Below are 2,385 nucleotides of genomic sequence, written 5' to 3'. Positions count from 1 at the left end.
TTCTTTAGAGATATATTACCAGAAGAACTTAAAAATGCAAGTTTTTATAGTAAACGCAAATGGTTAATTGATAATGGTATAATAGGTAGTAGAATGGTAGACGGTGTAGAAGTAGAATCTAAACCTTATGGTATAGGATATCGTATTCCTACACAGGGTTTGTCTTCCATGTTCTCATTCCAAGTAGCTGATATTATGCCAACTACTATTGGTGATACAATCATAGTTCCGGAAGAATTTACAGCTATGACTGGTTCTGACTTCGACGTTGATAAACTTTATCTAGCTACATATACATATAAAGATGGTAAAAGAGTAAGTTCTGACGAAAAATCGGAACAAGGTTACGTTAATAAGTTGCTAGATAATTACTCATTAGTACTGACTGACTTTACTAATATTGCTGAAACTAGAGCTTCTATTGATACATTAACAAAGATTCTTCAAAAGCAGATTCTTCCAATAGTTCAACCAAAAAATACTGTAGAAGTAAATCCTATGTATGAATTAGCTCCTTCTTTCTAGCTTTCTAGAAAGACAGAGTATACTGGTGGTAAAGCTGGTATTGCTCCATTTGCACTTAACTCTACTAATCATGCGTTAACTCAATTTACTCACCTATGTATCAATTATTCTAATGCTAACAGATATAACTTAGGTCAGTTAGATTAGGTATATGGAGAAGATGATCAACGTATTATGGACTGGTTATCAGCATTGATTAACGCCCACGTGGACGTTGCGAAAGACCCATATATTATGGCTTTGAACGTAAACTCTATTACTTATAATATGACTTCTCTACTCATTAGAGGTGGTAAAGGTGAGAATACTTTCTACTTCTTAGCACAACCTGCATTGCGTAGGTTTACTAAAGAAATGTTAGAAAGTAAAGGTATAATAGGTGCAGAAAAAGGAATAACTGAAAGAGATAAACTTAAATCTATAGCTAAAGAATATATGACTTCTTTGAGAGAAGCGATTGTATCATTAGATGATAGTGATTCTAATAAAGCAAAGTATGCATAGTATTATAATAGTTTAGCTAGTGAATATTCACTTCCATCTATAGAAGGATATGATGCTGTTGAGGTCAATTATAATGATGTGTTTGATAAGAAAGTAGCATCTGAAGCGTTAAAAAAACCAAAAGAAGTCAATGGATTATATCAACAAGTCATATCTATTAGAGCTTATCAAGATTTGTCTTCAGATACAGAAGTTTTATCAAATTTAGTTCAATTATCATAGATTGATACTAAGAAATTTGGTAATACCTTACCGTTACAGTTAAATTTCAAACGTAGATTAAATAGATATATAGATAATTATCAAAGTAGGTTCTATATAAATGGAGCTGATAACATAGAAAAACCTATAAACTATTACTTATCTTCTACATTCCTTAAGTAGAAACTAGATGCTGGTATAAATACTCCTAGAATATTATTAAGCGGACAAGTTATAGAAGCTACAAAAGGATATAAGACAATATTTAATGCTGCATGTGACTTCTTTTTAGGTAATTCTTCAGATAAAAACACTGTAGCTGAATTATCAAAAATATTAACTACCTCACTAAGAACTAAAGCTGTAGTGAATGCAGTTGAGGACTTTAATATTAGCGATAAGAAATTCCTTAATATGTTAAGAGGACCTAAAAGTATAGCTAAAAGGTTAACTTAGATTAAAAATGATTTAAGAAAACGTAATGATTTACCAGCAATTGCGTTCAATGGTCATATTAAGAATGAGTTACTTAACTATCTACAAGAATATGCATCTGATGGTACTAACTAGAAATACGATAGAATAGTAACAGCAGATAATGCTTTAACTAATACTGCTACTTATGAAAACAGATTACTGTCAGCATATCAAGATCTACTAGACTGTGAAGATGAAAGTATAAGAAAGTTTGCTAATAGATTAGGTGTGTATGCTTACTTAACTAGTTTCGATAATAGAAGTACTGATTCATTCTTCGATGTAATAACTACTGCTTGGAAGAAACAAAAAGGTTATTCAGATGCAATTAAAGCTGCTATAGAAATACTTAATAATGATAAATTAGTAGGTATGGACTATTTTGGTTTTAATTCTGAAAACATGCAGAATAATAACTTTACAGAGTTATTTACAGAAATAGCTAGAAATGCTTATAGAAACGATAAGATAGTTAATCCGTATCAATTAAGTAATTACGATAATAAATATGGCACATTAGTTCAAATAAAGCCTGATTCTAAACCAATGCCAGCAGTATTTAGTAGTTGGAGAGCTAATCAACCATTTATTAAGATTCAACTTAATCCTAATGACATCAATAGTTATATATTGTATCAGAAAGTAGCAACAGTATATCAAACTGATGAAAATGGTGAT

Annotated in this window: 3 protein-coding genes; all 3 read left to right on the top strand. The window is 30.6% G+C overall.

The features are described from left to right. Positions 1-525 (top strand): hypothetical protein (locus tag GH681_RS23425; RefSeq protein WP_194271320.1); only part of this gene is annotated, 525 nt, incomplete at its 5' end. A gap of 174 nt (positions 526-699) precedes the next feature. Then, the gene (locus GH681_RS22695; RefSeq protein WP_153163773.1) at positions 700-1,029 is read left to right on the top strand and encodes a hypothetical protein; all 330 of its coding nucleotides are present in this window, start codon (positions 700-702) and stop codon (positions 1,027-1,029) included. A gap of 906 nt (positions 1,030-1,935) precedes the next feature. After that, positions 1,936-2,385, top strand: a 450-nt coding sequence (locus tag GH681_RS22690) for a hypothetical protein (protein ID WP_153163772.1), incomplete at its 3' end; no start/stop codon positions are given.

The organism is Zoogloea sp. 1C4 (genome assembly GCF_009469605.1).
Classification (GTDB): domain Bacteria; phylum Pseudomonadota; class Gammaproteobacteria; order Burkholderiales; family Rhodocyclaceae; genus Zoogloea; species Zoogloea oryzae.
The sequence above is the reverse complement of the archived record's forward strand: the minus strand, read 5'-3'. Positions and strand labels throughout refer to the sequence as shown.

Coding starts and splice junctions, on each gene's coding strand:
- GH681_RS22695 (WP_153163773.1), top strand. CDS start 700: ATGGACTGGTTATCAGCATTGATTAACGCCCACGTGGACGTTGCGAAA.